This is a genomic window from Streptomyces shenzhenensis (assembly GCF_021462265.1).
Classification (GTDB): Bacteria; Actinomycetota; Actinomycetes; order Streptomycetales; family Streptomycetaceae; genus Streptomyces; species Streptomyces shenzhenensis.
Genome location: NZ_JAJONF010000185.1, coordinates 1 through 692 on the forward strand (window position 1 = coordinate 1; position 692 = coordinate 692).

At 73.8% G+C, this 692-nt stretch carries 1 protein-coding gene; it reads left to right on the plus strand.

What is annotated here, in order from left to right:
* On the plus strand, positions 1–692 hold a 692-nt coding region (gene nagB, locus LQ326_RS47370), incomplete at both ends, for a glucosamine-6-phosphate deaminase (protein WP_234545407.1).

Below are 692 nucleotides of genomic sequence, written 5' to 3' on the forward strand. Positions count from 1 at the left end.
GTCATCGTTCCGGACGCCGCGGCGGGTGGCGAGCTGATCGCCGAGGCCATGGCGCAGCTGCTCGGGCACCGGCCGGACGCGTTGCTCGGGGTGGCCACGGGTTCGACCCCGCTGCCCGTCTACCAGGCGCTCACCGCGAAGGTCCGGGCCGGTGCCGTGGACGCTTCGCGGGCGCGCATCGCCCAGCTCGACGAATACGTGGGGCTGCCGGCCGAGCATCCGGAGTCGTACCGGTCGGTGCTGCGGCGCGAGGTGCTTGAGCCGCTCGGGATCGGGATGGAGGCGTTCCTCGGTCCCGACGGCGCGGCCGAGGACGTGCGGGCCGCCTGCCGGGCCTACGACGCGGAGCTGGCGCGGGCGGGCGGCGTGGATCTGCAGCTGCTCGGGATCGGGACCGACGGGCACATCGGGTTCAACGAGCCGTGCTCGTCGCTGGCCTCGCGGACCCGGATCAAGACGCTGACCGAGCGGACGCGCATCGACAACGCGCGGTTCTTCGGCGGCGACATCGCGCAGGTGCCGCACCACGTCATCACCCAGGGGATCGGGACGATCCTGGAGGCGCGGCATCTGGTGCTGCTGGCCACGGGCGAGGGGAAGGCCGACGCGGTCGCGGCGACGGTGGAGGGGCCGGTCGCCGCGGTGTGCCCGGCGTCGGCGCTGCAACTGCATCCGCATGCCACGGTCGTCGT